This window comes from Candidatus Pseudomonas auctus, from assembly GCF_048654275.1.
Taxonomy (GTDB): Bacteria; Pseudomonadota; Gammaproteobacteria; order Pseudomonadales; family Pseudomonadaceae; genus Aquipseudomonas; species Aquipseudomonas pharyngis.
The window spans coordinates 78,326-102,107 of sequence record NZ_JBJYZK010000002.1; the positions used below are offsets into that span (position 1 = coordinate 78,326).

At 60.6% G+C, this 23,782-nt stretch carries 21 protein-coding genes; 15 read left to right on the forward strand and 6 right to left on the reverse strand.

All coding sequences use genetic code 11. From position 1 onward, the window contains the following. Positions 1–24: 24 nt before the first annotated feature. Genes ACKUG4_RS03925 through ACKUG4_RS03935 form a run of 3 tightly spaced genes read right to left on the reverse strand, consistent with a single transcriptional unit; the run spans position 25 to position 4,060 of the window. Positions 25–1,635 (reverse strand): arylsulfatase, encoded by a 1,611-nt coding sequence (locus tag ACKUG4_RS03925; RefSeq protein ID WP_064592659.1) that lies wholly within the window; start codon positions 1,633–1,635, stop codon positions 25–27. A 14-nt stretch (positions 1,636–1,649) separates the two neighbouring features. After that, entirely contained in the window at positions 1,650–2,465 is an 816-nt protein-coding gene (locus ACKUG4_RS03930; protein WP_064592661.1) for an ABC transporter ATP-binding protein, read from the reverse strand. Further along, a complete protein-coding gene (locus tag ACKUG4_RS03935) occupies positions 2,462–4,060 on the reverse strand; it encodes an ABC transporter permease (RefSeq protein ID WP_445433505.1) in 1,599 nt (532 codons plus the stop codon). Before ACKUG4_RS03935 ends, ACKUG4_RS03930 begins: the two co-directional genes overlap by 4 nt. 309 nt (positions 4,061–4,369) lie before the next feature. Between ACKUG4_RS03935 and ACKUG4_RS03940 the strand changes: the two genes are divergently transcribed. Next, positions 4,370–5,383 (forward strand): ABC transporter substrate-binding protein, encoded by a 1,014-nt coding sequence (locus tag ACKUG4_RS03940; protein ID WP_085647921.1) that lies wholly within the window; start codon positions 4,370–4,372, stop codon positions 5,381–5,383. 94 nt (positions 5,384–5,477) lie between these two features. Here the strand turns inward: ACKUG4_RS03940 and ACKUG4_RS03945 are convergent, their stop codons facing one another. Continuing rightward, a complete protein-coding gene (locus tag ACKUG4_RS03945) occupies positions 5,478–6,398 on the reverse strand; it encodes a LysR family transcriptional regulator (protein ID WP_445433506.1) in 921 nt (306 codons plus the stop codon). A gap of 180 nt (positions 6,399–6,578) precedes the next feature. Here ACKUG4_RS03945 and ACKUG4_RS03950 point away from each other — a divergent pair, with 180 nt between their 5' ends. Next, positions 6,579–7,487, forward strand: a complete 909-nt coding sequence (locus tag ACKUG4_RS03950) for a TauD/TfdA dioxygenase family protein (protein WP_074689402.1) — start codon at positions 6,579–6,581, stop codon at positions 7,485–7,487. A gap of 223 nt (positions 7,488–7,710) precedes the next feature. On the opposite strand, the gene ACKUG4_RS03955 is transcribed toward ACKUG4_RS03950, so the two are convergent. Both ACKUG4_RS03955 and ACKUG4_RS03960 read right to left on the reverse strand, forming a co-directional pair. Further along, positions 7,711–9,321 carry an alkaline phosphatase family protein gene (locus ACKUG4_RS03955; RefSeq protein ID WP_445433507.1) on the reverse strand — a complete coding sequence of 537 codons (1,611 nt, stop codon included), beginning with the start codon at positions 9,319–9,321 and terminating at the stop codon, positions 7,711–7,713. Between the two features lie 190 nt (positions 9,322–9,511). Next, the gene (locus ACKUG4_RS03960) at positions 9,512–10,456 is read right to left on the reverse strand and encodes a LysR family transcriptional regulator (RefSeq protein WP_236188822.1); all 945 of its coding nucleotides are present in this window, start codon (positions 10,454–10,456) and stop codon (positions 9,512–9,514) included. 165 nt (positions 10,457–10,621) lie between these two features. On the opposite strand from ACKUG4_RS03960, the gene ACKUG4_RS03965 reads away from it, so the two are divergent. The 13 genes from ACKUG4_RS03965 (at position 10,622) to ACKUG4_RS04025 (ending at position 23,550) form a co-directional block, all read left to right on the forward strand. Beyond that, on the forward strand, positions 10,622–12,982 hold the full coding sequence (locus ACKUG4_RS03965) for a TonB-dependent receptor (protein WP_074689406.1): 2,361 nt from the start codon (positions 10,622–10,624) through the stop codon (positions 12,980–12,982). 23 nt (positions 12,983–13,005) lie between these two features. Next, the gene (locus ACKUG4_RS03970) at positions 13,006–14,349 is read left to right on the forward strand and encodes an aryl-sulfate sulfotransferase (protein ID WP_445433508.1); all 1,344 of its coding nucleotides are present in this window, start codon (positions 13,006–13,008) and stop codon (positions 14,347–14,349) included. A gap of 181 nt (positions 14,350–14,530) precedes the next feature. Next, a complete protein-coding gene (locus tag ACKUG4_RS03975; RefSeq protein WP_039764506.1) occupies positions 14,531–14,857 on the forward strand; it encodes a hypothetical protein in 327 nt (108 codons plus the stop codon). Between the two features lie 380 nt (positions 14,858–15,237). Beyond that, entirely contained in the window at positions 15,238–16,050 is an 813-nt protein-coding gene (locus ACKUG4_RS03980) for an energy transducer TonB (RefSeq protein WP_236188818.1), read from the forward strand. A 45-nt stretch (positions 16,051–16,095) separates the two neighbouring features. After that, the gene (locus ACKUG4_RS03985; RefSeq protein WP_011331927.1) at positions 16,096–16,821 is read left to right on the forward strand and encodes a MotA/TolQ/ExbB proton channel family protein; all 726 of its coding nucleotides are present in this window, start codon (positions 16,096–16,098) and stop codon (positions 16,819–16,821) included. Position 16,822: 1 nt separating this feature from the next. Further along, positions 16,823–17,224: an ExbD/TolR family protein gene (locus ACKUG4_RS03990; RefSeq protein ID WP_003220570.1), complete on the forward strand. Its 402-nt coding sequence runs from the start codon at positions 16,823–16,825 to the stop codon at positions 17,222–17,224. A gap of 168 nt (positions 17,225–17,392) precedes the next feature. Further along, entirely contained in the window at positions 17,393–17,974 is a 582-nt protein-coding gene (locus tag ACKUG4_RS03995; protein WP_007952774.1) for an alpha/beta hydrolase, read from the forward strand. 56 nt (positions 17,975–18,030) lie between these two features. After that, complete coding sequence (locus ACKUG4_RS04000; protein WP_064592681.1) at positions 18,031–18,963, forward strand: sigma 54-interacting transcriptional regulator; 933 nt, start codon at positions 18,031–18,033, stop codon at positions 18,961–18,963. Between the two features lie 164 nt (positions 18,964–19,127). Next, entirely contained in the window at positions 19,128–19,925 is a 798-nt protein-coding gene (locus tag ACKUG4_RS04005) for a MetQ/NlpA family ABC transporter substrate-binding protein (protein WP_011331930.1), read from the forward strand. Positions 19,926–20,575: 650 nt separating this feature from the next. Then, entirely contained in the window at positions 20,576–21,241 is a 666-nt protein-coding gene (locus ACKUG4_RS04010) for an amino acid ABC transporter permease (RefSeq protein WP_007918712.1), read from the forward strand. Beyond that, the gene (locus tag ACKUG4_RS04015) at positions 21,222–21,881 is read left to right on the forward strand and encodes an amino acid ABC transporter permease (RefSeq protein WP_007952770.1); all 660 of its coding nucleotides are present in this window, start codon (positions 21,222–21,224) and stop codon (positions 21,879–21,881) included. The genes ACKUG4_RS04010 and ACKUG4_RS04015 overlap by 20 nt, the downstream gene beginning before the upstream one ends. Then, a complete protein-coding gene (locus ACKUG4_RS04020; protein ID WP_064592683.1) occupies positions 21,878–22,675 on the forward strand; it encodes an amino acid ABC transporter ATP-binding protein in 798 nt (265 codons plus the stop codon). The genes ACKUG4_RS04015 and ACKUG4_RS04020 overlap by 4 nt, the downstream gene beginning before the upstream one ends. Then, a complete protein-coding gene (locus ACKUG4_RS04025) occupies positions 22,672–23,550 on the forward strand; it encodes a transporter substrate-binding domain-containing protein (RefSeq protein WP_011331934.1) in 879 nt (292 codons plus the stop codon). Before ACKUG4_RS04020 ends, ACKUG4_RS04025 begins: the two co-directional genes overlap by 4 nt. Positions 23,551–23,782: the final 232 nt, after the last annotated feature.

The following is a 23,782-nucleotide window of genomic DNA, read 5'->3' on the forward strand; positions in this document are numbered from 1 at the left end:
GAGGGAGGGCTTTTGATCCTGCCCTCAATCCGGCTGAAACGGCGACTCACTCAAAATCACGCCGGTCTCCTCCACATACCGCTGCCAATGCTCGATCAGCGCTTCAAGCTTCTGCGGCTGACTCGACGCCAGGTCATGAATCTCCCCCGGATCACTCCCGAGATCGTAAAGCTGCCAGGTCGCCGGCCCCACCGGCCCGGGAATCCACACCGCCTTCCACTGTCCCTGCCGAATCGCCCGGCGTCCGAACAGTTCCCAACCGGTGACGGTGTGTTCGTCATGCACCTGCGCTGTCTCGCCGGACAAAAAGCCCAGCCACGATTTCCCGCGCAACGGCGCCACCGGTTTGCCGTGCCATTGCTTGCCCGGATGGCGCACGCCGGCCAGATCGAGGATGGTCGGCGTGATGTCCATCACCGTGCCGAAACCATGGCTGATCTGTCCCTTCAGCGGCAGTTGCGGATAGTGCAGCAGCGCCGGAACGCGAATGCCGCCCTCGGTGGTGAACGCCTTGAACAGGCGTGACGGCGCAGTCGCCACCTGCGCCCAGTTCGGCCCGTACCAGACATAGGAATTGGCGCGGCCGATGTTGTCGAGGCTGTTGTCGTAATGCTGGCTCAGATACGTCATCAGCTCCGGGCCGAATTTCGGAAAGGCTTCCAGCAGCGCACCTTCGGCACCGTTGTCGGACATGAACAGGATGAAGGTGTTGTCGAGCTGGCCCTGCTGACGCAGGTAGTCGACGACGCGGCCGATGTTCCAGTCCATGCGCTCGACCATCGCGGCGTAGACTTCCATCGCCCGGGCGGAAATGCGTTTTTGTTCATCGCTCAGCGCGTCCCATTGCGCGGTCAGCTGGATCAGCGGGTGCGGTTCGACATCCGGTTCGATCAGTCCCAGCGACTTGAGCTTTTCCAGACGCTCGAGGCGCAAGACTTCGGGGCCCGCGTCGTAGCGGCCACGGTATTTTTCGACGATGTCGGCGGGCGCCTGCAACGGCCAGTGCGGTGCGGAAAATGGCAGGTAGGCGAAGAACGGTCGGCTCTGGTCGCGCTCCTTGAGGTACTGCAACAGCTTGTCGCCGAACGCGTCGGAGGAATAGAAATCCTTGGGCAATTCGTCGATGAACGTGTCGTCCTCGATGTACAGCGCCGGGGTGGATTTCAGCAGGCCTGGTGTGTGCTCATCGTAGGTCGGTTCGAAGCCGTAGTGGTTGGCCGCGCCGGGAAGCAGCGAGAACGAACGCTCGAAACCACGGGCGTGGGGCGCCAGTTCGGCGGTCAGGCCCAGGTGCCATTTGCCGCTCATCAACGTCTGGTAACCGGCCTCGCGCAGCAACTCTGGCAACGCGACGACCCGATCGTTGAGGTAACCCTCGTAACCCGGTTTGCCGATCAGCTCCGGGGTCAGTGCTTCGGCCATGGTGCCGATGCCGGCGATGTGGTGGTCGGTGCCGGTGAGCAGCATCGAGCGGGTCGGCGAGCAGGTCGGTGCGGTGTGAAAATCGGTCAGGCGCAGGCCATTGTTGGCCAGGGCATCGAGGTTCGGCGTGGCGATTTCCCCGCCGAACGCGCCGATGTCGGAAAAACCGAGGTCATCGGCCAGAATCACCAGAAAGTTGGGACGTTGCGGCATCGACAGGCTCCTGTTCAGCAGGCAATAAACGACAGCGGCAGATCGCGGATCTGCACCGGTGCGCTCGGTTGGTAATGGTCGTCACTGGTCAGTTCATGCAGCAGTTCTTCGCGCAGCTGATGGAAGTCGAAACTGCTGCGCTGGCGCGGATGGGGCAGGGCGATGTCCACCACCCGCTTGATCCGGCCGGGGCGCGGTTCCATCACCACTACGCGGTCGGCGAGGAAAATCGCTTCCTCGACATCGTGGGTGACCAGAATCGTGGTGATCTTTGCCCGCTCGCGAATCGCCAGCAGTTCGTCCTGCATCTGCTGGCGGGTGAGCGCGTCGAGGGCGCCGAAGGGTTCGTCGAGCAGCAGGATCCGTGGGCTTGCCACCAGCCCGCGAGCAATCGCCACGCGCTGGGCCATGCCGCCGGAGAGTTGATGCGGGTAGGCGCGGGTGAAGTCGCGCAGGCCCACCAGCTCGATGAAATCGTTGATGCGTTGCTGCTTTTCGGAGGCAGCCAGCGGTTCGTTCACCAGGCCCAGGCCGATGTTGTCGGCTACGGTCAGCCACGGGAACAAACGGTGTTCCTGAAACACGATGCCGCGCTCGCCGCCGATGCCGCTGACGGCTTTGCCGTCGACGCTGATCTGCCCGCGAAACTGCGTGTCGAGGCCCACCAGCAAGCGCAGCAAAGTGGATTTGCCACAGCCGCTGGAGCCGACGATGGCGACGAATTCGCCCTCGGCGATGTCGAGGTTGAATTCGCGAATCGCTTCCAGTTCGAAACCGTCGACGTCGAAGGATTTGCCTACATGGTTGAAGCTGACAATCGGTGCGTTCATGCGTGTCTCCAGCGGGTGGCGCGGATTTCCAGGCGTTGGCCAATGAGGTTGAGCAGGGCGCCGGTGAGGCCGACCAGCAGCATCCCGGCCATGATCAGGTCCATGCGCAGCAGTTGTTGGGCGCCGATCATCTGGCTGCCGATGCCGCCGTTGGACGGCATGAAATATTCGGCGCCGATGGTGCCGAGCCAGGCGTAGATCAGGCTCAGGCGCAGGCCGGCGAAAATCCCCGGTGCGGCGCCCGGCAATACCAGTCGACGCAGGCGCTGAGTGAGGCTCAGGCGCAGCACCTGCGCGGCTTCGTTGAGTTGCGGCGAGAGGTTGGCGACGCTGCGTTGGGTCGCGACAAACAACGGAAAGAACGCGGCCAGGGCGACGAACACCCATTTCGCCAGTTCGCCCAGACCGAACCACGCGGTGAGCAGCGGCACCCAGGCGAAAATCGCGATCTGGCGCAGGGCGGCGAGGGTCGGGCCGAGTACGCGTTCGCTGGTGCGTGACAGACCCAGCAGCAAACCCAGCACGAGGCCGAGGCCGCCGCCAATCAACAAGCCGCCGAGGGTGCGGCCCAGGCTCAGTGCCATGCCGGAGATCAACGTGCCGTCGAGCAATCCGTTTTTGGTTGCCTCAAGCACAACCCATGGGCTGACCAGAATGTTGGCATCGATCCATTGCTGGTCGACCGCCAGTTGCCACAACGCAAACAGCGCCAGTGGCAGCAGCCATGGCTGCACGCGCTGCCAGCCTTCGTAGCGTGGGCCGCGACGAATTTCCGCCGTGGCCGGGTGCGGCCAGTGCACCAGTTTTTTGTCCAGCAGACCGATGCCGCGATCCATCGCCACGCCGATCAGGCCGATTACGACGATGCACACGAAGACGATGTCGAGCATGAACAGCTGTCGCGCCCAGACCATCAGGTAACCGATGCCTTCGCTGGAGGCCAGCAGCTCGACGGCGAGCAACGAGGTCCAGCCAGCGGCCAGCGCCAGACGCACGCCAGCCATGAACGCCGGGAGGGCGGCGGGCAGCACCAGTCGGCGGATCAACAGTCGTGGCGGCAAACGTAAAACAGCGGCGGCTTCGCGCAGCTTGGGTTGCGCATCGCGCACGCCGACCAGCGTATGCAAGGTCACCGGCACCACGATGGCCTTGATCAGCACCACCAGTTTCAGCGTTTCGCCGATGCCGAAAAACACCATGAACAACGGAATCCACGCCAGCGTGGGCACCTGGGCCAGGCCGGCGAACGTCGGGAAGATCAGGCGTTCGAGGCGACGGCTGAAGCCCAGCGCCGCGCCGAGCACCGCGCCGGCGCTAACACCCGCCAGCAGTCCCCAGAACAACCGTTGCAGGCTGATCCACAAATGACTCCACAACTCGCCCTGGGACAGCTCGATCGCGCTGCTCCACACCAGTGAAGGCGCGGGCAGGATCTGTTCGCTCATCCATTGATTGCGCGCCGCCAGCCACCACAGGGCGAACAGGGAGAGGGGCAGCAGCCACGGCAGCACACGCTGGCCAAGGCTTGGCCATGAGCGCAGTGCTTTCAGCGGTGGTGCGGGCAGCGGCAGGCTGAGCAGGGATTGTCGGGCCATGGTGACCTCCGTTGTCGGGTTGCAGGCAGGCCTGCCTTCATGGAAGTGCGGTATGCAAATTTGATATATAAAAATTCAATTCAATGCTATTGGGAGATAAGCCAGACCATTTAAGGCCTCCAGCCCATGCGCATCCAATGCATTCGGAGAATATTTTCGATGCTCTGCATGCATATCGATCTACAGGCCCTGTGGACTCTTGCTTAGCGTTTAAAGCTATAAAAATGTGCTTTTTAAGTATTTAAACGTTGATACGGAATGTGCCTACTTTCGGCTCCTCAACGCCCGTCGTGATCAGGAGCCGTACCCATGAACCTTCCCTTCAAACGTGTCATCAGTCTGTTTGCCGCGCCGGCGCTGGCGGGTCTGCTGGCGTTCTCTGCCCAGGCCGACGAGCTCAAGGAAATCAGGATTGCCGTGCCTGATCTGAGCGCGGGTACTCAACACAGCGGCGGGGGCATCGTGGACGTGCTGCGCGATCAGCAGATCTTCGAAAAGGCCTTCGCCGATCAAGGCATCAAGATTCAGTGGAGCTTCTTCAAGGGCGCTGGACCGGTGATCAACGAAGCGTTCGCCAATGGCCAAGTGGATCTGGCCTATCTCGGAGATCTGGCGGCCATCATCGGCAAGTCCAACGGACTGGATACGCGCCTGCTCAGCGCCAGCGCTCGGGGTGTTAAGCAATATCTCGGCGTGGTGCCGGGCTCGGGGATCAAGACGCTGCAGGATCTCAAAGGCAAGCGCGTAGCGATCTTCCGGGGAACTGCGACCCAGTTGTCGTTCGATGCGGCGCTGGCCAGCGTCGGTTTGAGCGAGAAGGACGTGAAGGTGATCAACCTCGATTTCAACGCAGCGGTAGCGGCGCTGGCGGCGAAGCAGATCGATGCGTCGTGGGGCAGTTCCGGGCTGACCGCGTTGCAGGCCAAAGGCCTGGCCGAGTTGCCGCTTAACACCAAAGACCTTGGCGGCGCCGGCAGTGTGCAGTCGGTGCTGGTGGGGACTGGCAAGTTTGTCGATGGGCATCCGGAAGCCGTGGCAAAACTGCTCAAGGCGCAGCAACAGGCAGTGGAGTGGTTGACGCAGGACAGCAACAAGGACGCCTATGTGCAGCTTGTGTCGGGGCTGGCGAGCTATCCACCGGTGATCCTCACCCAGGATCTGAAGGATCAGAACCTGAGCGAAGTGTTCCCGTCGACACTGGATCCGCTGTTCCTTCAGAACCTGCAGGGCAAGGTGGACCTGGCGGCGCAGCAGAAGCTGATTCGCAAGCCGTTCAAGGTCAACGAGTGGGTGGCGCCAGAGCTGGCGGCTGCGAAGCTTTGAATTTTTAGCGCCAGAACAGACCTCATCGCCAGCAGGCTGGCTCCCACAATTGGATGCATTTCATGTGGGAGCCAGCCTGCTGGCGATGACGACCTCAAACCGCGACGCTGATTTCCTGTTTATCCACTGCCTCCAACGTCTCAATCATCGCCCGCGCTGCCGGCGACAGCCGGAATCCCGTCCGGCTCACAATCCCGCACCGCGCATTCATGCTCTCCAGGTTCTGCGGCAGATTGCGCCAGTGCAGCAGCGCCAGCGAGCCCTGGGCAATATCCTCGACGAACGCCTCTTCAGTACCGACGCCGATCGCGTTGGATTGCAGCACCACTTTCACCAGCGCCGGAAAGTGCTCGGTCTCGATGGTCGGCGAAAAGTCGATCCGTCCGCTGAGATTCGCCAGCAATTTGCGAATGCCCGGCGGGATCAGCGTGGTCGCCAGCGGATAGTCGAACATGTCGTTGGTCGACAGGCTTTCCTTGGCCAGCAGCGGATGCCCCGGCCGGCAGAAAAACACCCCGCGCTTGGGCGTCAGCGGCTGGGTCTGGAAGTTCGGGTCGGACTCGAAATGGCGAATGTCGGCGATAAAGAATTCGATCTCCTCGCGGCTCAGGGCGCGGCTGAGCTTTTCCCAGTTATCCACCTGAAAGCAGGTACGTACTTTCGGGTGCGCATTGATGAATTGCGCCACCGCGTCCGGCACCAGTTTCACCGCCGGCGCCGGGCCGCAACCGAAGTGCAGTTCGCCGGCATCGAGCTTGGTCATCTGCGTCACCTCGGCGCTGAGCAATGCCGCGCCTTGCACCAGGGTCAGGGCGTGTTGCAGCACCACCTGGCCTTCGGGCGTGGGGCGCAGATCCTTGTTGCCGCGATCCACCAGCACGCAGCCGAACTCCTGCTCCAGCCCTTGAATGCTGCGGCTGAACGCCGGTTGAGTGATGCCCATGGCGTCGGCCGCGCGGACAAAACTGCGGTGTTCGTTGAGGGCGATGAAGTAGCGCAACTGGCGAAGATCCATATGCTTTTCCGGCATCCTAAAAATAGCTCGAAGGCATTTGCGACGAGGTTGCTTGAGGTTTTAAATGCAAGCTCTTATTCCGTCAACGAAGCATGTGAATATCTATTAGATGTAAATGGAATATAGATAGAGCGTTGTTTCGCTGCCGTCCAACCGCAAGCAGTCGATGAGGGTCTACCCATGAGCAATGCCGCACTCGCTGTAAAACCCGCTGTCCACACGCTGGACATTCATCCGGTGGCCGGTCGTATCGGCGCCGAAATCCGTGGCGTGCAGCTGTCCGGTGAGCTGGATGCCGCGACGGTTGAAGCCATTCAACAGGCGCTGATCCAGTACAAGGTGGTGTTCTTTCGCGAGCAGACCCAGCTCGACGATCAACGTCAGGAAGCCTTCGCGCATCTGCTCGGCGAGCCCGTAGCGCATCCGACCGTGCCGTCCCGCGAGGGCACCCGTTATCTGCTGGAACTCGACGGCGCCGAAGGGCAGCGCGCCAACTCCTGGCACACCGACGTAACCTTCGTCGATGCCTACCCGAAAGCCTCGATCCTGCGCTCGGTGGTGGCCCCGGCGTTCGGCGGCGACACCCTGTGGGCGAACACCGCGACCGCGTACAACGAACTGCCGACCGAGTTGCGCGAGCTGGCGGACAAACTGGTGGCTGTGCACAGCAACGAATACGACTACGCCGCCGTGAAGCCGGACGTGTCGGCGGAGAAGCTCGAGCGCTATCGCAAGATCTTCACCTCGACCGTCTACGAGACCGAGCACCCGGTGGTGCGTGTGCACCCGATCAGCGGCGAAAAGAGCCTGCTGCTGGGGCATTTCGTCAAACGCATCAAGGGCTATTCCCAGGCCGATTCGGCGCACCTGTTCGGCTTGCTGCAGAGCCATGTGATCCGCCAGGAGAACGTCGTGCGCTGGCGCTGGAAGGCCGGTGATGTGGCGATCTGGGATAACCGTTCGACGCAGCATTATGCGATTGATGATTACGGCACTCAGGATCGTGTGGTGCGTCGGGTGACGCTCAAAGGCGAAGTACCGGTCGGGGCGAATGGGCAGCGTAGCCAGACCATCAAAGGGCGTGAGTAAGAGCAGAAGATCAAAAGCCCCTCACCCCCCGCCCTCTCCCGGAGGGAGAGGGAGCTGACCGAGGTGTCTGGCGCTATACGTCGACCTGAAGGATCAAGTCGATTATGGATTCAGCAAAGCTCATACAGGTCAGCGTAAATCATCAATATCCCGCGATCGGTTCCCTCTCCCTCCGGGAGAGGGTTAGGGTGAGGGGGCTCTTGCTCTTGCCTTCGCTTGATCTCTACCAAACGCCAATCTGAACGAGCTTCTCGGTCTCGGGTTCGCCATAGCGAAACCGCTGCCCGCGCAAATCAATCTCCTGATGACTGATCGTCGTGCGGCGCTTCAACCCGCGCACCCATTCGAACAGATACCCCGCATGCTCCTCGCGCACCGCCGCATACGCCGGGTCCGCGCCCAGATCCTGCAGCTCCTGCGGGTCATTCAACAGATCAAAAAGCTGCGGTCGGAAGCCGTCATACGCCAGGTATTTCCAGCGCTCGCTGCGCACCATGGTCATGCGGCAACGGTCGATCGGCTGGCTCAGTCGTTCCCGTGCCGGGGCCTGGAAGGCGTAGTCGTATTCGCTGATCGCATAGCGACGCCAGTCAGGGTTTTCACCATGCAGCAGTGGAATCAGCGAGCGACCTTCCAGGCGATGCTCCGCCCCCGTCACGCCCAGCGCTTCGAGAAAGGTCGGCACGCCGTCGATGGTTTCCGCCAGGCGTTCATCCACCGTGCCCCGTGTGACATCCGCTGCCGCACGCGGGTCGCGCACGATCAATGGCACGCCCACCGCTTGTTCCAGCAAAAACTCCTTCTCGCCCAGCCAGTGATCGCCCAGGAAGTCGCCGTGATCGCTGGTGAACACGATCAGCGTGTCCTCCCAGCGGCCGTTGCTTTGCAGGAAATCGAACAGCCGCCCCAACTGATCATCGACCTGTTTGACCAGGCCCATGTACGTCGGGATCACGTTCAGTCGTACCGGATCTTTGGAGAAATTCAGGCTTTCCTCATGCTGGCAAAAGGCCTGATAGACCGGGTGGTCGCTTGGAGAGGCATTACGTACCGGTTTGAGAATCGATTTCGTACTGTACAAGGTGTGGTACGGCGCCGGTACGATGTAGGGCCAGTGGGGTTTGATATAGGACAGGTGCAAAAACCACGGTTTTTCACCTTGCTCACCGATGAAGTCGATGGCCCGATTTGTAGTGTAGACAGTCTCTGAATGTTGCTCGGGAATTCGCGCCGGCAAATGGGCATTGCGCATTTTCCAGCCGCTGAGGATTTCTCCGTTGTCCCCTTCGGCCGCGTTGGCCCAGTCATGCCAGGGGTTACGCCCTTCGAAACCCTGCTCGCGCAGGTAGTGGGTGTATGGCGCGGATTCGCGTTTGTCATCGAACAGCGGGTCGTCGGGAAAGATGCCGTCGTGACGAAAGTACGGCTCGAAGCCGACTTCGTTCAGCACTTCGGCCTGGGCGCTTTCCGGGTTGATCGACAACCGCTGCAAGGCATCCACGTTAGCCGTGGCGTGGGTCTTGCCGACCAGCGCAGTACGAATGCCGTGGGGTCTCAGGTAATCGCCGATGGTCAGTTCTTCAAGCGGCAGCGGCACGGCGTTCCACGCCACTTGATGACTGCTGACATAGCGCCCGGTGTAGGCCGACATCCGCGACGGCCCACAAATCGTGCCTTGGGTGTAGGCACGGCTAAAGCGCACGCCGGCCGCAGCCAAGCGATCGATGTTCGGGGTGTGCAGGTGCGGGTGGCCGTAGCAGGACAGGTAATCGCGGCGCAGTTGATCGCACATGATGTACAGCACATTGCGCACGGGGTTTTGCGGGTTGGACATGGGGTTCACCAGTCAGGAAGACAGGCGAGGTTTTTCGCTTTCGGCGAGGGTGTTCGGCAAGTGCATTCGGGGAATGGGTTTCATGCAGGAAATGCATCGGCGCCTGCACAGGCCTCTTCGCGAGCAAGCCCGCTCCCACAGGAGTACGCGTTTCAAATGTGGGAGCGGGCTTGCTCGCGAAGGCGGAGTGTCAGACGGCAAAATTCTCCAGTGAACACACTTCTTCATCCACCGCATCAATCGCCTTGATCTGCTCGATCATCGCCTCGGCCAACGGTGATAACCGATACCCGGCGCGGCTGACGATTCCATAACGGGTGTAAAGCTCCTCCAGATCATCCGCCAACCCTTCGACCTTCAAACACACCAACTCACCCCGGGCCTGATGCAGTGCATCCGAATAGGCGCCAACGATGCCGATCGCATCGGAGCGCAACACCACGCCGAGCAGGCTGGCGCTGTTCTCGCACTCCACATTCGGAATGAAATCCGGGCGGCCACTGAGGTCGACGATGACCTTGCGCAGATTCGGCGGGCGAATGCTGACGGCCAGTGGATAACTCATCAATTGCTCGGCCGTGACCCGATCCGATGCGGCCAGCGGATGCCCGGCGCGGCAGCAGAAATGCCATTTGCGTGGTCGCAAGCGGTGGGTCAGATAATCCGGGTCCGCCTCGAAGTGCCGAGTGTCGGCGACGAAGAATTCGAACTCCTCGCTCAGCAGTCGCTTGCTCAGGCTCTGCCAGTCATCGACCTGGTAATGCACCCGCGCTTTCGGGTAGCGGCCGATGAAGCTGCCGATCGCGCGCGGGATCAATCCCGCTGCCGGTGCCGGGCCACAACCGAAGCGCAATTCCCCCGCCTCCAGCCCGTTGAACTGGCTGATCTCGTTGGCCATCTGCTGCGCGCCGCTGACCAGTCGCCGCGCGTGTTCAAGCAGCACTTGGCCCTGTTTGGTCGGCGGCAATTCCTTGCGCCCGCGATCCACCAACTGGCAACCGACGCTGTGCTCCAGCGCCTGAATGCTGCGGCTGAACGCCGACTGCGACAGGTTCACCGCCTGCGCGCCGGCGACGAAGCTGCGTTGTTCGGCAAGGGCGATGAAGTGTCTGAGTTGGCGCAAGTCGATATGCATTTTTCACATAAAAAATATCCGGGAAATGCATTGGATATGCATTAGGTCGACTCCTTATAAAGGCAATCTCTTATGCAGTAAATCTTTGTAAAAACATAAATAAATAACTTAAAAGAATATGCGGCACGGAAGATGTCTGCGTGTCTTTTGACCAGGAGCAGTCCCATGAGTCCGTTGAACCTCGCTTCACCGCCGCCGCCACGACGGCTCAAACGTCTGCCTCTGGCCCTGTTGCTGGCGGGGAGTGCCAGTTGGACTCACGGCTACGCCGCTGAGACAGAAACTCCCGCGCCGGCACCGACAGGCAAGACCGCGACCGCCACGTCGCAACTGGAAACCGTGACCGTCACCACCCGCCGCCGCGAAGAAAGTTCTCAGGACGTGCCGACGCCCATGAGCGTGGTCAGCGGCCAGACTCTGGAGACGCAAAGGGTCTACCGGATTCAGGATCTGCAGCAACTGGTGCCCAGCGTCAACGTCGCCTACATGCATGCGCGCCAGTCCAGCGTGTCGATCCGGGGCCTGGGCAACAACCCGGCCAGCGATGGTCTGGAAGGCAGCGTCGGGCTGTACATCGACAACGTTTATCTGGGTCGCCCGGGGATGGCGGTGTTCGACCTGATGGACATCGAACAACTTGAAGTCCTGCGCGGGCCGCAGGGTACGTTGTTCGGCAAGAACACCACCGCCGGGGTGATCAATATCAGCACCCGTGCGCCGAGTTTTACCCCGGAGCGCAGCATCGAGACGTCGGTCGGCGAGGACGGTTATTTCCAGACCAAGGGCACGCTTTCCGGGCCGCTCAACGATCAGTTGGCCGGACGCATCTCTGCCTATCGCACCCGCAGCGACGGTGACATCAAGAACGAATTCAACGGCCATGATTTGAATGGCGGCTCCCGCGACGGCTTCCGGGCGCAACTGCTGTTCAAGCCCAACGAGAATTTCAACCTGCGCTGGATCGGTGATTACAACGAAGAGGATTCCAGCGCCGGCACCCGCGTGCTGTACAACACCGGGCCGACCATCAATGGCGTCAATCTCTACTCGGCCCGCGCCGCCGCTGCCGGCGCGACGCTGGTCAACGGCTCGCACCGCAAGGTCAATCTGGACAACGACCAGCACGTCACCGTCCATCAGGGCGGCACATCGGTGGAGGCCAACTGGACCCTGCCGAGCGACTTCACCCTGACCTCGGTCAGCTCCTACCGTTTCTGGAATTTCACCCCGCGCAACGACGATGGCCTCAATGTGCCGGCGACCTACAACGCCGGGGTGTCGGTGGAAGACAAGCAGTACTCCCAGGAATTTCGTCTGGCATCGCCCAAGGGCGAGTTCTTCGATTACGTCCTCGGCGCTTATTACTTCGGCTCGGATCTGGACAACAAATCCTTCGCCTATTACGGCCCGCAGGCAGACATCTGGAACGGCACGCCACGGGGCGCGCTGGCCAACGTCAACAGCGTCGGCCGTGGCCATATCAAGACCGACAGTTTCGCGTTGTTCGCCCAAGGCACCTGGCACCTGACCCCACGTCTGGATTTCACCGCCGGGGTGCGTGGCACTTATGAAGAGAAGAACGCCTGGGTCAATCGTGATGCGCCGGTCGGTGGCGCCGCTGTCACGGGTGCCGCCGCCACCGCGCGACGCGGCCGCACCGGCGCCTACGATTCCGGCGACCTGAATCAGTACAGCTCCAGCCCGTCCGGATTGCTCAACCTCAGCTATCGCTTCACCGACGATCTGCTCGGCTACGCCACGTTGTCTCACGGCGAGAAATCCGGCGGAGTCAACCTCGTGGTGGGTTCGGCACCGACCGCCGGCGCCGACTCTTTGCTGATCGGCACCGAGCGCGCCAATAACGCCGAACTCGGCTTCAAGAGCACGCTGTGGGATCGGCGTTTGCAGCTCAACGCCAACGTGTTCTGGACTCAGGTCAACGCCTACCAGACCAACGCCTACGACGACGTCAACCGTGTGCAATACCTGACCAACGCCGGCTCGGTGCGCTCGCGCGGGGTGGAATTCGAAAGCACCCTGATCCCGCTGCGCGGCCTGACGCTGAACTTCAACGGCTCGTACAACGACGTCAGCTATCTCTCCTACAAGGACGCGCCGTGCCCACCTGAAGTCAGCCAGGCACCGGGTGCTCCGGCCTCTTGCGACCTCAGCGGCCATCAGGTGGTCGGCGCCTCGAAATGGATCGGCAATGCCAACGGCAAGTACGAATGGAATCTGGATAACGGTCTGCAACCTTACGTCACCGGCAGCTACGCGTTCCGCTCCAAAGCGGTGGGCACGGTCGAAGATTCCGACTACGGCCAGATCCCGAGTTACGCAGTGGTCAATCTCTCCACCGGCCTGCGCGGCGATTTCAATCAGGGTCAGTGGGATGTCTCGCTGTGGCTGAAAAACGCCTTCGACAAAACCTACTACACGACCCTGTGGACCGGTGGCAACGGCGGCTATGAAGGTCTGCTCGGCACGCCGCGCACCCTCGGCGTCACCGGTCGCTACGACTTCTGATCGACCCTTCAAGGAGCTGCATCATGTTGCGCATCAAAACCGCTTTACCGGTGTTGTTGTCCGGCGCAGTGCTCAGTGCCGGGGCACTCGCCGCGCCCAGCGTCTACCCCACCGGCGTCACCCGTTACGACCCGGCCAAGGCCTTCAATCAATATGTGATCTTCAGCGGTGCCGACAAGCAGACGCACCTGATCGACATGAACGGCAACGAGGTGAAGAACTGGCCGCAGTCGGGTTTCCCGTCGGCGATCATCGACCCGCAACTGGTCGGGGGCGAGCGCGGCCATGTGTTGCTGCAACTGAGCGAAAAGGATCCGGGCAAGCTCGGCTCCGCCGGTAACGGCCTCGGCAATCAGAGCGTCGGTGAACTGGACTGGAATGGCAAAGTCGTCTGGCAGTGGGGCGACAAGGCCCCCGGTGGGGCGGCGCAACAGCATCACGATCAGCGTCGCCTGAGCAACGGCAACACCGTGGTGCTGGCGAACAAGGTGCACCAGGTCAAAGGCTTCAAAGTGCCCGAGGTGATTGACGATGCGATCTATGAAGTCAGCCCCGCCGGCGAGGTGAAATGGCAGTGGCTGGCGTCGGATCACTTGAACGAATTCGGCTTCACCGCCGAGCAGTTGAAGCTGGTTCGCGCCAGTGAAAATCCGGATTACCTGCACATCAACAACCTCAGCCTGGTCGGGCCGAACAAGTGGTTCGATGCCGGCGATAAGCGCTTCAACCCGGACAACCTGCTGATCGATTCGCGCAACGCCAACTTCATCGCGATCATCGACAAACACAGCGGCAAGGTGGTCTGGCGTCTGGGGCCGAATCTGCCGCTGGCCAATCCGAAAACCGCGCAGAAAATCCCGCGCCCGGTGGACCAGTTCGTCGGCCAGCATGACGCGCACATCATCCCGGCCGGACTGCCCGGCGCGGGCAATTTGCTGGTGTTCGACAACCAGGGTTCGGCGGGGTACCCGAACGTCACGCTGGGGCTGATTTCCGGTTCGCGGGTGCTGGAGATCGACCCGGTGAAGAATGAAATCGTCTGGCAGTACAGCGCGGCGAATTCGAAGCAGCCGGGGTGGGCGTTCTACAGCTCGTTCATCAGCAGCGCACGGCGCTTGCCCAACGGAAACACGCTGATCGATGAAGGCATGAACGGGCGGTTTTTCCAGGTGACGGCCAGCGGTGAAAATGTCTGGGAATACGTCAGCCCTTATCTGGGCAAGGCACCGGGCAGCGACGCGATCAGCAACTGGGTCTATCGAGCCCTTCCTGTAAGTTATGACTGGGTGCCGGCAGGAACGCCGCGCTCGGAAACGGCAGTGGTTGCGCCGGCCATTGGTGTGCAACAAATCAATGCCAGTCGTTAGTTATTAAGAGTCTTCCGAATCGAAATAAGTTATGAGCGACATGAATAGTGCATATAGCAATTTCGTTGAAAAATCGCGTGGACAATAAATGAATGTCCAACCATCCTGAGTGTCGTGAGTTTCCAGGAGGAAACTTGCTCTCATCGGAAGACACTTATCCAACGATAAAGGAAATCTCGTTATGTCGAGCATTAATGGCACTTATGTAAATGCCAACTCTGGCGCCAAGCTGGTTATCACCGACGGTAATGATTCCAATGGCAGCTTCAGCGGCACCCTCAGCCAGGGTGGCGTGAATTACGACATCCGTTACGGGAACTATCACTTCCAGAACAGTACCGGCAACCCGACCACAATCGCGGTGCTGGCTCAGAACGGAAATAGTGGTTATCAGACCTGGACGCTGTTTTCGCCTGATCACAACTACGCGAAACTCCGGGCTACCGGCTCCCGCGTGAACTTCGATGGTGAAGTTGTGAACTTGGGTGGTGAGTTTCTGAAGCAATAAGAAATTCCGTAAATCGAAGGCCGATGCATTAAACATGCATCGGCCTTTTTGTTGGCCTTTTAAAAAGTCCGTCAACTATCACCTTGGAATTAGTTGTCACTGGATCCCGGGTCATCGATAACCCGATGCCTTGGATGAATACTTTTTATGCCGGGAAAGCATGTCGATTTCGGTGAATCGCTGGAAGCCTTGCGGGCCGTGGCTTTGGCGGAAATGACTGTTTCATATATTCCATAAACGTCTATTCATAACATGAAAGATTACTTTCGGAGATAAGCCGCTGGCCCAATGATTGACCCATCGATCACGCCGTGGGGGATTCAACAAGCGGCGAATCGGCTAAGCGAAAAAAACGCAAAGAGACCGCAGGGAGTAAATCAATGGGCAATGTCCAGACCGCCGCCAGCGCACAGGAGGTGCTGTGGCGCCAGGCGCCGAGCGGCGAGTTGGTCGATCTCGGCCGGCCCCATCGCGTGCCGTTGGGGCAGCTGCGTTTGCAGCGCGCCCCCAAGGGCATTCTGAGCCGCCGCGAAACGATTCTGCTCGGCGTTCTGGCGCTGGTGGTGCACGGCGCGGTGATCTACTGGATCAACCGGCATCCGACGCCGGCGCTGCCGATCGTGCCGCCGGAAATTCCACCGATGACCATCGAGTTTTCGCGCCCGGCGCCACCGGCACCACCTGTAGTTGTGCCGCCGCCACCGGCGCCTGTGGTCGAGCCTCCGCCGCCGGTGGAAGACGAATTGGCAACCAAGCCGCCACCGAAGCCGAAGCCGATCCCCAAACCGAAACCGGTGGCCAAACCCGTACCGAAACCTGCGCCAAAAGCGGTCGAGCAACCACCGGCGCCGCCACAACCGGCCGCCCCGGTCGCCGCGCCAGCGCCACCTGCACCACCGGCGCCTGCTCCGGTGACGCCGGCCTCGGCCAACGCCGCGTACCTGAAGAACCCGGCGCCGGAATATCCGTCGCTGGCCCAGCGTCGCGGTTGGGAAGGCACGGTGTTGCTGCGGGTGCACGTGTTGGCCAGCGGCAAACCGGGCGAGATCCAGATTCAGAAAAGCAGTGGCCGGCAACAACTCGACGACGCGGCGCTGGACGCCGTGAAGCGCTGGAGCTTCGTGCCGGCCAAGCAGGGTGATGTCGCCCAGGACGGCTGGGTCAGCGTACCCATCGATTTCAAGATTCATTAAACCGAAACCAATTTCGCGCTAAACGTTTACACGAGGGAACACATCATGACGTTACTGGCATCTCCACTGGAATCCATCGAAAGCGCGGTGATCTGGCTGCTGGTGGTCTTCTCTGTCGCTACCTGGGGCCTGGCATTGCTCAAGGCTGTGCAGTTCGGCCGGTTGAAGGCGCAGGACCGCAAATTTCACAAGCGCTTCTGGGCGGCGTCGAGTCTGGACTCCGCCGCCGAGTTGAGCGAAACCCAGCCCGGCGCGGCAGCGCGGGTGGCACAGGCCGGTTATGCGGCGATACAAGTGGGCGAGGCGCCGCAGGCCAATGACCTGAGCCAGGCGATCAACCATCAGGATCGCCTCGAACGTGCCTTGCGTCAGCAGATCGTTCGCGAGCGGCGTTCGCTGGAAACCGGTCTGGCGGTGGTCGCGAGTATTGGCAGCACCTCGCCGTTCATTGGTCTGTTCGGCACGGTGTGGGGAATCATGGAAGCGTTGAAAGGCATCAGCGCGGCGGGCTCGGCGAGCCTGGAAACGGTCGCAGGACCGATCGGTGCAGCGCTGGTCGCCACTGGTGTGGGGATCGCGGTCGCGGTGCCGGCGGTGCTGGTTTACAACTACTTTTTGCGTCGTCTGAAACTGACGGCGGCGGACCTGGACGACTTTGCCCACGACTTCTACAGCCTGGCGCAAAAAAGCTCGTTCCGCGTGCTGATCCACCCGACCGCGCACAAGGCTGCGGCCCAGGGCAACGCAACAAAAGTGAAGGAGGCGTCCTGATATGGCCTTCTCCACGCAAGACAGCGACGAGGTGCTGAGCGAGATCAACGTGACGCCGCTGGTGGACGTGATGCTGGTGCTGCTGGTGGTGTTCATCGTCACCGCGCCGCTTTTGACCAACGCGATACCGATCAACCTGCCGAAGACCGAAGCGGTGGCGCCGGTCGAGCAGAAAGACCCGTTGGTGGTGAGCATCGACGGTGCGGGAAAACTGTTTATCAACAAGGACGAAATCCAGCCGGATCTGCTGGAGTTCAACCTCAAATCGGCCAAGGCCAAGGACCCGGAAGTGCGCGTGCAATTGCAGGCCGACGACGGGGTGAATTACGGCGAAGTGGCGAGAGCCATGGCTTCGATTGAGCGGGCGGGCATCACCAAGCTGTCGGTGATCACTGCACGATAAGGGTTTCACGTTTTTCCGGGGCCGTCTCCTTGGCAGGGTGCGGCCCCTTTTTTGTCTCTTGCTTAATATGCTTTTCAGGTCTTAATAAATAGCTTCTTATTCCTTAACGAATATAAATCCCATCCCTATACTCGTTCAGGAACAGACACGACGCAGGAGAGCTCCCCCATGCGCAACGAATCAATCCGCTATCTGATTGTGCCGGGCTGGCAAGGATCGCCAGAAGATCATTGGCAAACCCACTGGCAGAACAGCCTGCCCAACAGCGCGCGGGTGGAGCAGGCCGACTGGCTGACGCCGCGTCGTGAAGACTGGGTCGCGGCGCTGGCCGAGGCGATTGCCGCCGACAGCTCGCCGGTGATTCTGATCGCGCACAGCCTGGGTTGCATCACCGTGGCGCACTGGGCGGCCACCGCGCCGCTGCATCATTTGCGTCAAGTGCGCGGGGCATTGCTGGTGGCGCCGGCAGATGTCGAGCGCCCGGCCTGCGTGCCGGCGCTGCGCAATTTCGCGCCGATCCCGACCGATCTGCTGCCCTTCCCGAGCCAGGTCGTCAGCTCCGACAACGACGCCGCCGTCAGTGCGCCGCGTGCGCTGGAGCTCGCGCGCAACTGGGGCGCCGAGGCGGGGATTCTCGCCGGCGCCGGCCATATCAACGTGAAGTCCGGACATCAACGCTGGGAGCAGGGATTCGCTTATCTGTATCGCCTGCAAAACCGCATGGAACACCACGCCCGGCGCCGTGCCTGATCACTTTTATTTTTTCAACGCCCCCGTCTCCCGGCGATTTGGGGCGGGAGTCTGCCATGAGTTTTGAAACCTTTGGCCAGCCGTTGCTGACCTTTCCCGATGCGGAAAAAAGTCCCCTGAGCATCCGCGCCAAGGCGCTGGTGTTCGTCGATCCACGCTCGCGCCAGTTGCGCGAAGAAATGGCCCAACTCGCACCGCGCTCGATCTCGGTGTTGATTCGCGGCGAGACCGGCACCGGCAAGGAATTGCTCGCCCGCCACATTCACCGCGCCAGTGATCGCAGCGGCTTGTTTGTCTCGGTCAATTGCGGGGCGATCAGCCCGACCTACGCCGATGCGGAGTTGTTCGGCTACGCCGCCGGCAGCTACAGCGGTTCGGCCAGCAGTCGCGCCGGCTGGTTCGGATCGGCCAACGGCGGCACCTTGTACCTGGACGAGATCGGCGACCTGCCGCTGCCGATCCAGATCAAATTGCTTTCCGCCCTGGAAAACCACGAAGTCACCCGCGTCGGTGCGCATCAACCAAGCCCGGTGGACGTGCGCCTGGTTGCGGCGACCAGCATCGATCTGGCCCAAGCGGTGGCGGCGGGGAAATTCCACGAGCGGCTTTATCACTATCTCAGCGAAGGGCATCTGGAACTGCCGGCATTGCGTGCGCGGGTCGGCGACATTCTGTCGCTGGCCGAGTACTTCCTCGGCATCTACAGCCAGCGTCTGGATCTGCCGGTGCCGCTGATCAGCGAAGCGGCGCAGCAGGTGCTGGAACAACACAGCTGGCCGGGCAATACCCGGGAGCTGGAAAACGTCATTCACTTTGCGCTGCTGGTGAGCACCGGCGACGAAATCCTGCCGGAGCACCTGAACCTGCCCGAGGTGTCTGGGCCGCTGGTTCAGATCGAACGTCAGGTGGCGAGCGTGAGCCTCAACGGCACTGCCGACGAACGTAAGGCATTGAAAGAATTGCTGTTGAGCCTGAGCGAGGCGTTGTAACCATTTTGTTCAACATGAACAAAATGGAATATGAAGCTGAATAAACGTTATTGTCCGGGAATAAAAAATCCCGGTATTGTCCGCTTCACGCCAGCAGTAGCACATCGCTGGCACACGTATTAATGCCGTCGTCGATGACGACCGATTTTCGATAAGGACACTGCATGAAAAAGGTTCTGTTGTTTACCGCATTGGCGGCTGCTCTGACTGCTTCCCTGGCCCAGGCCGGCGAGAAACTGGTGGTTGCCGCGACGCCGGTGCCGCACGCCGAAATCCTCGAGCTGATCAAGCCGACCCTCGCCAAAGAAGGCGTGGATCTGGAAATCAAGGTCTTCACCGACTACGTACAGCCGAACGTACAGGTGGGCGAGAAGCGTCTGGACGCCAACTACTTCCAGACCAAGCCTTACCTGGACAGCTTCAACGCCGGCAAATACAAGGATGACAAGGCCAAGTACCTGGTGACCGTGCAAGGCGTGCACGTTGAACCGTTCGGTGGCTACTCGAGCAAGTACAAGACCCTGGCTGAACTGCCGGACGGCGCCACCATCGCCATTCCGAACGAAGGCAGCAACAGCGGTCGCGCTCTGATCCTGCTGCAGAAGGCTGGCCTGATCGAACTGAAAGATCCGAAGAACGCCCTGGCCACGCCGAAAGACATCGCCAAGAACCCGCACAACTTCAAGTTCAAGGAACTGGAGTCGGCCCTGCTGCCGCGTGTTCTGAAAGAAGTCGACCTGGACATGATCAACACCAACTACGCGCTGGAAGCCAAGCTGAACCCGACCAAGGACGCCCTGGTGATCGAAGGCGCGGATTCGCCTTACGTGAACTTCCTGGTTGCCCGTGAAGACAACAAGAACAGCGACGCCATCAAGAAACTGGCCGCTGCCCTGACCAGCCCTGAAGTCAAAGCGTTCATCGAGAAGAAGTACAACGGCGCGGTACTGCCGGCGTTCTGATCCGACGCAGCAGCAACCCCCTTCAAGGTTGAAAAAAAACGCCGATGACCAGCGATGGTCATCGGCGTTTTTGTGTGTGCTTCAAAAGCCCCCTCACCCTAACCCTCTCCCGGGGGGAGAGGGGACTGACCGTGGGATGCTTGGGAATTACGCCGACCTGAAAGTGTTGTACCGAATCCATAATCGACGCGAACTTTCAGGTCGATGTATAACGCGAGACACCTCGGTCGGCTCCCTCTCCCTCCGGGAGAGGGCTGGGGTGAGGGGGCTCTTGATCTCAGGCCATTCCGGTTTTCAGCGCCCTGCGCAAAGCCACCAGCCATTTCACGAAATCCTGCGGGTCCGGTCGCTGCGGCACTTTTACGTCCATGTTCTCTTCCTTGTTATGAGTTCGGCCGGGGAGTCTGGCCAAAAGCTGTTCGTCCTTGGAGGGCTTTCATGAAAAAAAGATCCGTCCTACAGCGAAAGGAAAAATAGCCTTCTTATTCTGTCGGGGCAAACCCGCAGGATAGTTTTTTGCGTGATATCAATATGCTTTAACGGTATTTAAATTCTTTTTCTTATACCTTTAAAGTCGGTGCCTGCCGGACAGTTACCCGCTGTCCATGGACTGCACCACCGCCGCTTACCGAGCGGCGTCAGGATGTTTCATGACCTTCGATTACGCATTTATCCTCAGCACCCTGCCGGCGTTTCTCAAGGCCGTGGGCGTGACGCTGCAGGTCGGTTTGATCGCCATTGGCACCTCACTGCTGGTGGCGCTGCTCAATGCGACGATTCTGGTATTCCGCACGCCTTACCTGCAAAAACTGGTCGGGCTGTATGTGGAGCTGGCGCGCAACACACCGCTGCTGATCCAGCTGTTCTTCGTCTACTTCGCGTTGCCGGCGCTGGGGATCAAGGTTTCCGGTTTCACTGCCGCGATCATCACCATGACGTTTCTCGGCGGCGCCTACCTCACCGAAGTGCTGCGCGCCGGCGTCGATGCGGTGCCCCAGGCGCAGCTTGAGTCCGGTCGCTCCATCGGTTTGTCCCACGGCCAGTTGCTGCGCTACGTGATCCTGCCGCAGGCGGGAATCCTCAGCCTGCCGTCGCTGTTCGCCAATTTCATTTTTCTGCTCAAGGAGACCACCGTGGTCTCGGCCGTGGCGGTGCCGGAAATTCTCTACACCACCAAGAGCTACATCGCGCTCTACTACAAAACCTACGAAATGCTCGCCGTGCTGACGCTGATCTGCGTGCTGCTGTTCCTGCCGCTGTCGCTGCTGTTGAGCCGTCTGGAAAGGAGGCTCCAGCATGGCCAGTTCGGGTCTTGAACTGCTCTGGGTGTCGTTGCCGCAACTGGCCAAAGGCGCTGGGCAAACCCTGTCGATCTCGTTCCTCAGCATCGCCATCAGCACCGTCGGCGGCGTGCTTTACGGTGTGCTGCGCACGCTCAACGTGACGTGGCTGAACGCGCTGCTGCGGATCTATCTGGAGCTGTTCCGGGCGATCCCGGTGCTGGTCTGGTTGTACCTGCTGTTTTTCGGCCTGCCGATTTTCTTCGGCCTGAGCTTGCCGAGTTTCTGGTGCGCGGTGCTGGTGCTGTCGCTGTGGGGCGCCAGTGAGGTCGGCGAAGTGGCGCGCGGTGCGCTGCATTCGTTGCCGCGCGGGCAGCGTGAAGCGGGGCTGTCGATCGGCCTGAACGCGGCGCAGCTCTACGGCTACGTGCTGTTGCCCCAGGCGCTGAAACGCATGACGCCGCCGACCATCAACGTCTACACGCGGATCATCAAGACCAGTTCGCTGGCGGTGCTGATTGGCGTGGTGGATGTGATCAAGGTCGGTCAGCAGATCATCGAGCGCACCTACGAATCGGTGCTGATCTACGGCGCGCTGTTCCTGTTTTTCTTTTTCATCTGCTACCCGCTGTCGGCCGCCTCGCGCGTGCTGGAGCGGCGCTGGACGCAAGCATGAGCGCATTGATCGAGTTTCAGGGTTTCAACAAATTCTTCGGCGAACAGCAGGTGCTCAAGGGCATCGACCTGCAAGTGAAATCCGGCGAAGTCATCGTCATCCTCGGCCCCAGCGGCTGCGGCAAAAGCACCTTGCTGCGCTGCCTCAACGGTCTGGAAACCGCCCACAGCGGTCACCTGAAATTCGCCGGCCGTGAATTGCTGGACAAGGCCACCGACTGGCGCGAAGTGCGTCAGCAGATCGGCATGGTGTTCCAGAGTTATCACCTGTTCCCGCACATGAGCGTGCTCGACAACCTGCTGCTCGGCCCGCTGAAAGTGCAAAAACGCGAACGCCGCGAAGCACAGCAACAAGCCGAAGCGTTGCTCGCGCGCGTCGGCCTGGCGGACAAGCGCGACGCCTTCCCGCGCCAGCTCTCCGGCGGCCAGCAGCAACGCATCGCCATCGTCCGCTCGTTGTGCATGAACCCGCGGGTCATGCTCTTCGACGAAGTCACCGCCGCCCTTGATCCGGAGATGGTCAAGGAAGTGCTGGAAGTGATTCAGGGCCTGGCCCGCGAAGGCATGACCCTGTTGATCGTCACCCACGAAATGGCCTTCGCCCGCGCGGTGGCCGATCGCATCGTGTTCATGGATGGCGGGCGCATCCTTGAACAGAACCCGCCCGAGCTTTTCTTTACGAACCCGCAAACCGCACGCGCGCAGCAGTTCCTGGAGAAGTTCTCCTACGTCGAAGCGCTGACTTCAACGACTTCGCCCACAACGTCTCAAACCAAGGAACTGGAACTGCCATGAAAACTGCCAAAGCCTTATTCGCACTACCGCTGATCAGCCTCGCGCTGCTGGCCGGCTGCAACAAGACCGAAGAACCGGCCAAGCCGAAAGTCGCCAGCGAAAGCACCGCGCCGGCCGGTTACCTGGACAAGATCAAGGCCCGCGACAAACTGATCGTCGGCGTATTCACCGACAAGCCGCCGTTCGGTTTCGTCAACGAAGCGGGGCGTTACGTCGGCTTCGATACCGATATCGGCCGTCAATTCGCCAAGGATCTGCTGGGCGACGAAAACAAGGTCGAGTTCGTGGCCGTGGAGCCGGCGAGCCGCATTCCGTTCCTGCAAAGCGACAAGGTCGACCTGATCCTCGCCAACATGACCGTGACCCCGGAGCGCAAGGAAGCGGTGGAATTCACCAACCCGAACCTGAAGGTCGCGGTGCAGGCGCTGGTGCCGCAGGGCAGCGAAGTGAAGAAGCTGGATGACCTGGCGACCCGCACCACCATCGTCACCACCGGCACTACCGCCGATATCTGGCTGACCAAAAACCATCCGGACTGGAAACTGCTGAAGTTCGAGAAAAACTCCGAGTCCCTGCAAGCTCTGGCCAACGGCCGTGGCGATGCCTACGCGCAGGACAATCTGGTGCTGTTCAGCTGGGCCAAGCAGAACCCGGGCTACCGTGTGCTGGACGAAAAACTTGGCGCCGAAGCGCCGATTGCGCCGGCGGTTAAGAAGGGCAACATCGAATTGCGCGATTGGGTGAACGCGGAGTTGGCCAAGCTGGGGGAAGAGAAATACCTGCTCAAGCTGTATGACCAATATGTGCGTAAGGAGCTGAGTGATGACACCAAGCCTGAGAGCGTGATTGTTGAGGGTGGGAAGTGGCAGGGCTGATTGCCTGACAGGTCGGCGGTGAGGATGCAGAGCAACCCCTCACCCCAGCCCTCCCGAAACGTCGGACCGCCCGGAGGGAGAGGGAGCCGACCGAGGTGTTTTGAGAGTTACATCGACCTGAGACACCGAGTCGATTATGGATTCACAGAAGCACTTTCAGGTCGGCGTAACTCTTGAGCATCCCCCGATCGGTCCCCTCTCACCCCGGGAGAGGGCTAGGGTGAGGGGCTCT